The 9,526-nt window shown below is 38.5% G+C and carries 11 protein-coding genes; 4 read left to right on the forward strand and 7 right to left on the reverse strand.

Annotated features, from left to right (window positions below):
• On the forward strand, positions 1-953 hold a 953-nt coding region (locus tag AC1DG9_RS17415; RefSeq protein ID WP_477634957.1), incomplete at its 5' end, for an exonuclease domain-containing protein.
• A gap of 15 nt (positions 954-968) precedes the next feature.
• On the opposite strand, the gene queG is transcribed toward AC1DG9_RS17415, so the two are convergent.
• Positions 969-1,913: a tRNA epoxyqueuosine(34) reductase QueG gene (gene queG / locus AC1DG9_RS17420; protein WP_337714887.1), complete on the reverse strand. Its 945-nt coding sequence runs from the start codon at positions 1,911-1,913 to the stop codon at positions 969-971.
• A 76-nt stretch (positions 1,914-1,989) separates the two neighbouring features.
• Between queG and AC1DG9_RS17425 the strand changes: the two genes are divergently transcribed.
• Positions 1,990-2,199, forward strand: coding sequence for a hypothetical protein (locus AC1DG9_RS17425; protein ID WP_172663311.1), 210 nt, complete (start codon positions 1,990-1,992; stop codon positions 2,197-2,199).
• A gap of 13 nt (positions 2,200-2,212) precedes the next feature.
• Here the strand turns inward: AC1DG9_RS17425 and ruvB are convergent, their stop codons facing one another.
• From ruvB to pdxH, 3 genes are all read right to left on the reverse strand, one after another.
• Positions 2,213-3,235, reverse strand: coding sequence for a Holliday junction branch migration DNA helicase RuvB (ruvB, locus tag AC1DG9_RS17430; RefSeq protein ID WP_172663310.1), 1,023 nt, complete (start codon positions 3,233-3,235; stop codon positions 2,213-2,215).
• A 148-nt stretch (positions 3,236-3,383) separates the two neighbouring features.
• A complete protein-coding gene (locus AC1DG9_RS17435; protein WP_172663309.1) occupies positions 3,384-4,274 on the reverse strand; it encodes a 3-hydroxybutyryl-CoA dehydrogenase in 891 nt (296 codons plus the stop codon).
• Between the two features lie 10 nt (positions 4,275-4,284).
• Positions 4,285-4,935 carry a pyridoxamine 5'-phosphate oxidase gene (gene pdxH, locus AC1DG9_RS17440; RefSeq protein ID WP_337714885.1) on the reverse strand — a complete coding sequence of 217 codons (651 nt, stop codon included), beginning with the start codon at positions 4,933-4,935 and terminating at the stop codon, positions 4,285-4,287.
• A 47-nt stretch (positions 4,936-4,982) separates the two neighbouring features.
• Here pdxH and AC1DG9_RS17445 point away from each other — a divergent pair, with 47 nt between their 5' ends.
• Positions 4,983-5,546 (forward strand): YqgE/AlgH family protein, encoded by a 564-nt coding sequence (locus AC1DG9_RS17445; RefSeq protein WP_172663307.1) that lies wholly within the window; start codon positions 4,983-4,985, stop codon positions 5,544-5,546.
• 60 nt (positions 5,547-5,606) lie between these two features.
• Here AC1DG9_RS17445 and purE read toward each other — a convergent pair whose 3' ends face one another.
• Together purE and AC1DG9_RS17455 are read right to left on the reverse strand one after the other, a co-directional pair.
• Positions 5,607-6,089 carry a 5-(carboxyamino)imidazole ribonucleotide mutase gene (gene purE, locus AC1DG9_RS17450; protein WP_172663306.1) on the reverse strand — a complete coding sequence of 161 codons (483 nt, stop codon included), beginning with the start codon at positions 6,087-6,089 and terminating at the stop codon, positions 5,607-5,609.
• Complete coding sequence (locus AC1DG9_RS17455) at positions 6,089-7,228, reverse strand: 5-(carboxyamino)imidazole ribonucleotide synthase (RefSeq protein WP_337714882.1); 1,140 nt, start codon at positions 7,226-7,228, stop codon at positions 6,089-6,091. The genes purE and AC1DG9_RS17455 overlap by 1 nt, the downstream gene beginning before the upstream one ends.
• 18 nt (positions 7,229-7,246) lie before the next feature.
• Between AC1DG9_RS17455 and AC1DG9_RS17460 the strand changes: the two genes are divergently transcribed.
• Positions 7,247-8,479, forward strand: coding sequence for a BaiN/RdsA family NAD(P)/FAD-dependent oxidoreductase (locus tag AC1DG9_RS17460; RefSeq protein ID WP_337714880.1), 1,233 nt, complete (start codon positions 7,247-7,249; stop codon positions 8,477-8,479).
• A 13-nt stretch (positions 8,480-8,492) separates the two neighbouring features.
• On the opposite strand, the gene AC1DG9_RS17465 is transcribed toward AC1DG9_RS17460, so the two are convergent.
• Entirely contained in the window at positions 8,493-9,275 is a 783-nt protein-coding gene (locus AC1DG9_RS17465) for a leucyl/phenylalanyl-tRNA--protein transferase (RefSeq protein ID WP_172663304.1), read from the reverse strand.
• Positions 9,276-9,526 lie beyond the last annotated feature (251 nt).

Genomic DNA, 9,526 nt, shown 5'->3' on the forward strand with positions numbered 1-9,526 from the left:
GAGTTAATGTTGGTGCCGATCGTATCGTAGAAATTGCCATACTAAAAGCCATGCCTGATGGTTCGGAAGTAATTAAAACGCTACGTATTAATCCAGAAATGCCTATTCCTCTGCAATCATCTTTAATTCATGGAATTTATGATAAGGATATTGCAAACGAGCCAACATTTAAAGATGTAGCACAAGAACTTTCTGATTTTATTGGAGATGCTGATTTAGCAGGATATAACTCAAACAGATTTGATATTCCTGTATTGCTTGAAGAGTTTCTAAGGGCAGGAGTGGATTTTGATATGTCCGACAGGAAGTTTGTAGATGTTCAGAATATATTCCATCAAATGGAGCAACGTACCTTACGTGCCGCCTATAAATTCTACTGTGATAAAGATATTGTAAATGCGCATTCTGCAGAAGCAGATATCACTGCCACTTATCATGTCTTATTGGCTCAAATTGAGCGCTATAAGGACACAGAATTCGAGGATAAACAAGGTAACATATCCAAACCGGTTCAGAACAGTGTTGATGCCCTTCATACTTTTACAAATATGAATAAACCTGTGGATTTTGCAGGCCGAATGGTTTTTAATGAAGATAATGAAGAGATTTTCAATTTCGGAAAGCACAAGGGCAAAACTGTAGAGCAGGTTTTTGATACTGAACCTAGTTACTATGCCTGGATGAAACAAGGTGATTTTCCTTTATATACAAAGAAAAAGCTTGGTGAAATTTGGGATAGATGGAATAAAAAGAAGGAAAAGCTTAAACTTGAGAAACAGCAACAACAAGGGCAACAGTCGCAGGCTCCTAAGCAGGCACAACCGCATGTAGCAAATAAGCCTAACCCAAACCAGGCAAAGCCGGCATTTAAGCCTCAGCCTAAAAAGGAAAAACCCGCAGTTGATGTGACTAACGATATGTTGGAACAGCTAAAAATGAAGTTCGGGAAATAGAAAAAACTGCCTGAATTAATTATCAGGCAGTTTTTTTATGAAATCTATATTCCTGGTAAGTCCTTTGAATTTAGTCCTTTTAACCGCCGAGTTCTTAAATATATTTTTAAATACATCTTCAGTAATGTCGAGCCAGTCTTCCCGTTTCATGTTTAACAGGTTTTCTTTAGGCTGAAACTTCGGCTCAGAGTGAGGTACGGAAAATCTGTTCCAGGGGCATACGTCCTGACAAATATCACATCCGAACATCCAGTTCTCCATCTTATCATTAAAAGTATTAGGGATTTCATCCCTTAACTCTATCGTTAAATAAGAAATACACTTCTTTGCATCAATAATAAAGGGAGATAATATTGCATCGGTAGGACAGGCGTCTATACATTTGGTACATGTTCCGCAATGGTCGGTCTCAAAAGCATTATCATATTCCAGGTCTAAGTCTACAATAAGTTCGGCCAGAAAGAAGAATGAACCACTTTTTTTACTGATCAGGTTACTGTTTTTTCCGATCCATCCAATGCCTGCACGTTTTGCCCATGCGCGATCCAGAACAGGGGCGGAATCTACAAAAGCGCGCCCATTAACCTCGCCAATCTCTTCTGAAATGAAATTGAGCAATTGAAACAGCTTGTCTTTAATTACCAGATGGTAATCTGTACCATAAGCATACTTGGATATTTTTGGTGCATCAGGATCACTCTGTTGCTCTTCCGGGAAATAGTTTAGTGTTAGCGATATTACGGATTTTGAATCGTCAACCAATAATCTTGGGTCCAGGCGTTTATCAAAATGATTCTCCATGTAGGCCATTTCTCCATGGTAATTGTTATTCAGCCATTTCTCGAGCCTTGGCGCTTCCTCTTCAAGAAATTCAGCTTTGGCAATACCGCATTGCATGAAGCCTAAGCGAATGGCTTCATCCTTAATCATTTTGCTGTATTTTGCAGAATTACTGTTCATGAAATGCAAAGATAATCTTTGCTTATCAAACCTTTAAGTTCTTTAATTGTTTATTAAGTAACTAAAACTTAATATTATGGATAATGCAGATGTTAAACATTCAGAGGATCCACTAAAACCTCATAAGCCAATTGAGACGAACTACTCAAAGCATCAGGATGATCCGGGACCTTCACGTCAGGCTGTAGACGAATACGATAAAAACGGGGCTGCCCCAGTATTAAAATGGATAATTCCCATTCTTGTTGTTGCTTTGTTAATCTATTGGCTGTTTTTTAAAGGCTAATGAAGTATAATGATCAGAATAATTTACCTGTTTGGCCAGGAAAATTTCTTTTCAAATGCTTGTATGCTGCTTCAGTTGCTTCACGGCCACGAGAGGTACGCATTAAAAACCCTTCTTGTATCAGAAAAGGTTCATAAACTTCCTCAATGGTTCCTTCATCATCCCCAACTGCGGTAGCAATCGTTTTTAAGCCAACAGGCCCACCTTTAAATTTATCTATAATGGTGGTAAGAATTTTATTGTCCATTTCGTCCAAACCATGCTCATCAACATTTAGGGCATTAAGTGCATAGCGAGCAATCTCAGTATCGATCTTTCCGTTGCCTTTAATCTGGGCAAAATCCCGTGTCCGTCTCAATAATGCGTTGGCAATACGAGGTGTACCACGGCTTCTGCGTGCTATTTCGTAAGCACCTTCCTCAGTAATTGGTGTTTTTAGAATATCAGATGATCTTAAAACTATGGTTGTAAGTAACTTTGCGTCGTAATAAGCCAATCTGGAATTAATTCCAAACCTCGCCCTTAAAGGTGCAGTTAGCAAACCAGAACGGGTAGTTGCACCTACTAAGGTAAAAGGATTCAGACTGATTTGAACTGAACGGGCATTGGGTCCGCTTTCCAGCATGATATCAATCTTATAGTCTTCCATTGCAGAGTATAAATACTCTTCAACTAGTGGACTCAATCTGTGAATCTCATCAATAAATAGGATGTCGCCAGTATCCAGATTTGTAAGTAGCCCTGCCAGATCACCAGGTTTATCCAAAACAGGTCCCGACGTTATTTTAATGCCTACACCCATCTCATTTGCAATGATGTGAGAAAGTGTTGTTTTACCTAAACCCGGGGGGCCGTGTAATAAAACATGGTCTAATGGTTCTCCTCTTAACTTTGCAGCTTTTACAAAGATTTTGAGGTTTTCCATAATTTTCTCTTGTCCTGTAAAGTCCTCAAAAACTTGCGGACGCAGCACTTTCTCTATATCACGTTCAATAGGAGATAGGCTTTCAGAAGAAGGATCAAGATTTTCGTTCATTTATTTTTAATATAGTATTTAGTACTTAGTATTTAGTACTTAGACATGGTGTTAAACATCCAAAAATACATTTAAAATCAGATATATTAAATTCTATTCTGTAGCTTTCCTTTAATCTAAATACTAAGTACTACCTACTAAATACTAACTATATACTAAACTTGGCGGCAACTTTGGCTTCTTTAACACCTTCAGAATAGTTATAGAAGCCCTCACCAGATTTAATCCCTTTGTTACCAGCAGTAACCATGTTTATTAATAAAGGACATGGAGCATACTTAGGATTCCCAAATCCGTCATGCAGTACGCGTAATATAGCCAGGCAAACATCCAGTCCTATAAAATCGGCAAGTTGCAATGGCCCCATCGGATGCGCCATTCCTAACTTCATCACCGTATCAATCTCTTCAACTCCTGCAACGTTTTCATAAAGTGTATATATAGCCTCATTTATCATGGGCATTAATATTCTATTGGCAACAAAACCCGGGTAGTCATTTACTTCAACAGGTGCCTTTTCAAGCTTTTTGGAAAGATCCATTATTGTAGCAGTAGTTTCATTACTTGTTGCGTAACCGCGAATCACCTCAACCAGTTTCATCACTGGTACAGGATTCATAAAATGCATTCCAATAACTTTGGCGCCCCTATTGGTAACAGATGCTATTTTGGTAATGGAAATAGAAGAAGTGTTACTTGCTAAAATAGCCTCCGGCTTAGCAAAAGCATCCAGATCTTTAAATATTTTTAGTTTTAGGTCAAGGTTTTCCGTGGCAGCTTCAACAATAAAATCTGCATTTGCAACACCCAATTGCATATCGGTTAATACGGTTATGTTTTTGATCGTTTCGGCCTTTTGTACTTCTGTTATTGTGCCTTTGGTAACCTGACGATCAAGGTTTTTGCCAATTGTATTGATTGCCTTTTCAAGCGCATCCTTGTTAATGTCAATCAGGTTTACCTGATATCCGAATTGTGCAAAAACATGCGCAATCCCATTGCCCATAGTACCTGAGCCTATTACTGAGATGTTTTTCATTTAAGTTTTTTTACGGAGCTAATCTATTGATAATCCACGAACCTTCCACCAAATCGTAAACAATCCTGTCATGCAGCCTGCTTGGTCTGCCTTGCCAGAATTCTATATAAGTAGGCTCCACTAAATAACCACCCCAATGTAACGGACGTGGGATTTCCTGATCAGCATATTGGGTAGTAAGTTGCTCAACTTTACGCTCTAGCGATTCCCTGTCGCTAATTACTTTACTCTGAGGAGATGCCATTGCTCCAATTTGACTACCTATTGGACGCGAGTGAAAATACTCGGAAGAAGTCTCCTCACTAACCTTACTTACCACACCTTCTATACGCACTTGTCGTTCTAACTCAGGCCAAAAGAAAACAAGGGCTGCTTGTGGGTTTTCTACTAGATCACGGCCCTTTTTACTCTCGTAATTGGTGTAAAATACAAAACCATCCTCATCAATACCTTTCAATAATACTATCCTTGCCGTGGGCTTTCCAAACCTATCGGAAGTAGCAAGCGTCATCACATTAGGTTCATATAGCTGTGAACTGACAGCGTCCTGAAACCATTTTTTAAATTGAAGAATTGGATTGCTATCAACATCATTTTCAGAAAGACTTGCCGAGCGATAATCTTGGCGTAGGTTTTGTATATTTTCTTTAGTAAGGTCCATACACAAAAATAGGGTTAGTTTAGTTAATTTTGTTTTAAATTTCTAAAATGTTAAGTCGCTTAGAACCATCTGTAGGTAAATTATTAATTTCTGAACCATTTTTAATGGATCCTAATTTTAAACGTTCGGTAGTTTTAATTACAGAGCATCAGGATGAGGGAACTGTTGGTTTTATTTTAAACCAAAGAAGTGCACTTGTGCTGAGCGATTTAATCCCTGAACTGGATAAAGCAGACTTCCCGGTATATATCGGTGGCCCTGTTGGAACCGATACCGTTCATTTTATGCATCGCTGTTATGATAAGCTAAATGGTGGCGAAGAAATTGCAAAAGGGGTTTATTGGGGAGGCAATTTTGAAGCACTGAAAATTCTCATCAGCAATGGATTTATCCAAGCCAGCGAAATCAAGTTTTTTATTGGCTATTCTGGCTGGGGTGTAGAGCAGCTTAAAGATGAGCTTAAAGAAAATACATGGATTGTATCAGACACTTATCAGGCTGATGTGGTTTTTTCTAACGATGAAGAAGATTTATGGCGAGAGGTGATCATTAACCTTGGACCAAAATATGCGCATGTTAGCAATTTTCCAAGTAATCCTAATTTGAATTAGTAATTAGTATTTAGACAAGGGGCATAACTACTAATGTCCAAGTACTAATGTCTAAATACTCTAAAGCTCTAAAGCGCTTTCTTCAACTTTCTTTCTAAGCTCATCCTTATAAGCCTGCATTTTAACAGCAAGACTTGCATCAGCAGTAGAAAGTATTTGAACAGCAAGCAAACCGGCATTTTTTGCTGCATTAAGTGCAACAGTTGCAACGGGGATACCATTAGGCATTTGTAAAATAGAAAGGATAGAATCCCATCCGTCAATAGAATTTGAAGATTTTACAGGAACTCCAATTACCGGCAAAACGGTAATAGAAGCCACCATTCCAGGTAAATGTGCTGCACCACCGGCACCCGCAATAATTACCTTTAAACCACGGCCAGCAGCCTGTTTTGCATAATCAAACATCCTTTCAGGAGTACGGTGAGCAGAAACAACTGTCATTTCGAATTCGACCCCGAATTCTTTAAAAACATCAGCAGCATCCTTCATAATATGAAGATCCGATTTGCTACCCATTATAATGCCAACTTGTACGCTCATTAGGAAATAACTTTTAATGTATTTTTAATATAATTTGCTTTTTCTATTGCACTTTCGCGGTTTTGGTCAACAACAGTAATGTGACCCATTTTACGGAAAGGCTTGGTATATTTTTTTCCGTACAAATGTACATATACACCATCAATTGCCATGATTTTTTCTAGTCCATGGTACTTTGCCACCCCATTATGGTTTTTTTCACCAAGCAGGTTAATCATCACCGCATTGTTTATTGCACGGGTGTCGCCCAGAGGTAAGTTAAAAATAGCCCTTAAATGTTGCTCAAACTGAGATACATAATTGCCTTCTATAGTATGATGACCGCTATTATGAGGGCGAGGCGCAAGCTCATTTACCAAGATGTTGCCATCCCTGGTAATAAACATTTCAACCGCCAATAATCCGGTAATATTTAATGATGAAGCGATGTTTTTAGCAATAACTTCAGCTCTTTCCTGAATCGCATCCGGATAGGTGGAAGGGGAGATTAAAAACTCAACCAGGTTTGCTTCAGCATTAAATTCCATCTCAACCAAAGGAAAAGTTTTTACATCTCCGTTTGGGTTTCTTGCCACAATAACTGCAATCTCCTTCTCAAAATCTACAAGTTCCTCAATTAAACAAGGCCCTTCAAAGGCATTTTCAACATCTGCGGCATGGTTTATTTTCATTACCCCTTTACCATCGTAGCCGTCTTTGCGCTGTTTAAGCATGTAAGGGAAAGGAATGTTGCTGTTTAACATCTCTGCCTTACTGTTTACCAGTTGAAATGGGGCGGTAGGAATATCATTCTCTTTAAAAAACTGTTTTTGAACACCTTTATCCTGAATTAAACGGATTACCCTCGATTGTGGATAAACATGCTTTCCTTCTTTTTCCAATTGTTCAAGTGCCTCAATATTTACTTTCTCTATTTCAATAGTGATGATGTCGGCCTTTTTTCCAAAATTATAAACGGTGTCGAAATCAGTAATTGAGCCACACTCAAAATAGTTCGCTATATGTTTACAAGGTGCGTCGGTATCGGGATCTAAAATTAAAGTGGTTAAGTTATAATTGATGGCCTCTTGTATCAGCATTCTGCCCAATTGTCCGCCTCCAAGTATGCCCAATTTTAAATCACTTATCTGTTTTGCCATATCTACTATGAAAAAGTTATGCTTATTTTGCACAAAAATAACAATATAAACGGATTGATGGATGCAGATGCTATAATTATTGGAGCCGGAGCGTGTGGTTTGATGTGCGCCGTACAGGCAGGTTACCTTGGTAAAAAGGTTATCTTGCTGGAAAAAAGCGATAAACCGGGAGCTAAAATCCTGATCTCAGGAGGTGGAAGGTGTAATTATACCAACCTGTTTGCTACCGATGAACAGTTTATATCTAACAATAAACATTTCAGCAAATCGGCATTTACACAGTGGACTGTTGACGATACCGTCAGTTTTTTTGAAGCTTATGGCATCACAGGAAAAGAAAAAACTTTGGGTCAGCTTTTTCCAGATGGCAAAAATGCCAAAGACATTGTAGATGTTTTTACCTCTGTATGTGCTGATTTTGGGCAACAGATTATCTGCAATGCACAGGTATCGGAAATAGAATTTGTTAACGATAGCTCCTTTACCATAAAATATGAAAAAGGGGGGAAACAACGTACTTTAAAGGCTCCCAAGCTGGTAATAACTACGGGTGGGTTGCCTATTCCTAAAATGGGTGCAACAGATTTTGCGCTTCGTTTTGCCAGAAAACACGCCTTAAATATTATCGAAACTGCACCTGCTTTAGTGCCATTAACCATTACAGGTAAAGATGAAGATTGGTACGCTCAGTTATCAGGAAACAGTGTCTTTTGCGAAGTAAGCAACGACCGCATCTCTTTTGAAGAGAATATTTTGTTTACACATTGGGGACTTAGTGGCCCTGCTATTTTACAGATTTCTTCATATTGGAGAAGGGGTGAAGAAATAAATATAGATCTGTTGCCCGGTAAAGATATTACCAGCTTAATTGAGGAGGAAAGAAGAGTAAACGGGAAATCTTTACTTTCAACCCTGTTTAACCGGTTTTACCCTAAAAAACTTACCGATGCAATGAGTAAGTTTTTGCCAATAGAGAAACAGGTAGCATCATTAACCAAAGCAGAGCTTGAATTGATCCATAAAACCATCCACCTGTTTAAGGTAAAACCTGCAGGCGATAAGGGGTATGACAAAGCTGAGGTGATGAGGGGTGGTATTGATACCAATGAGCTTTCTTCTAAAACGCTTGAATGTAAGAACATACCCGGACTGTATTTTGGTGGCGAATGTATAGATGTAACCGGTTGGCTTGGTGGCTATAATTTTCAGTGGGCCTGGGCAAATGGTTATGTAATTGCTCAGAATTTGTAAGACAGTATTTTTCTTAAAATGATAGCTGAGGAACCGTTGGAGTGAATTTAGCCGGGGTGGCTACGGCTTTCATTAAACTTATCCTGAATTCTTCTTTTTCAACATTAACCATTCCATACTGTGTGAACCAGGAATTAGCTGCTCCGCTAAGATGTAAAGTAAATCCATCGTCTTTAAGTTTAACCAGTAAATAGTAAAAAGCGATTTTACTGGCATTGTCAACCGTATGAAATAAGCTTAACGAGGTGAAATATCCATTTATAGCAAGGCCAATTACACCACCAACAAGAATGCCATTTTGGTAAGCCTCTACACTGTGTGCTATGCCCATTTCATGCAGTTCTAAAGCCGATTTTATAAATTCAGGAGTTAGCCAAACCCTGTTCTTTTTACCATTTGTACGGGAACAGCCAGTTATTGTTTCTTTAAAATTGGTATTTACCTTTATTTGTAGTTGTGTTTCCGGTGGTAGTGTTTTTTCTTTTTTTAAACGACGTAACAAATCTTTTTGTGCTTTAAAATCCTGTATTGGGATAATACCCCTTAATTCCGGATCTTCCCAAATGGAGTTTTTACCGCCATACAAATTGGGTAGAAGGTTTTTACCCTGAGAAAATCCTTGAAATATAGTAAAGGGTGTCAGTTCAAAGTGACCATAAGACCAAAGTAATGCGTTGCTTTTACCTCCGGATATTTTTGTTAATCCAAATTGAAAGAATCCCTGCAAAGATCGCTTAACAGATTGTCGGGCATTTTCCGGAATAATTGCAGCTACTTGTTTTGGTAATATCCCCATAGCTTTTTTTACTAATAAATCTAATAAATAGATTCGACATAATATCATATGTATTTCTTGAAATTTAATAAGGTTTTAATTGGGCATTGGCAGGGCCTTAGTAGGGTTTTAGCCCTATCAAGGCCTTACGAACGCCCTGTCAACGCCCCAACAACCAAAGTTTTGATACTGCTTGTAAAAAAGCATTGTGCGAATTCTAACAGACTGTAGCGAATCACCAGATTTATACGTTTAACGAAGCAAACCAAACC

This window comes from Pedobacter sp. 05L430, from assembly GCF_056397585.1.